The 233-nt window shown below is 48.9% G+C and carries 1 pseudogene; it reads right to left on the bottom strand.

Annotated elements, in window-relative coordinates:
- Positions 1 to 73, bottom strand: a pseudogene (locus AC4IFO_RS23250) (pirin family protein); the annotation flags it as partial.
- Between the last annotated feature and the right edge of the window lie 160 nt (positions 74 to 233).

Genomic DNA, 233 nt, shown 5'->3' with positions numbered 1-233 from the left:
AAAAGGTGTAGCGAGCCTGCAGCCAACCAAAGTCAGCTTGCCCGCATTGTTGTGCTGTTCTGCATGTAATCATGGCAATCGGCTCTCTAAATTCATTATCCAAATGGTAAGCATCTGGACGTCGGATTGTTAGCCAGTTAATCTGGTCGGCATATTCAAATTTCCTGACAGAGGGATGCGATGGCCAGAGATCGGGCGCTCACGCTTGAGGCACTAAGGGTGATGGATGCAAT

The sequence above is a fragment of the Providencia sp. UF-224 genome (genome assembly GCF_058245955.1).
This window is presented reverse-complemented; position numbering and strand designations above follow the sequence as displayed.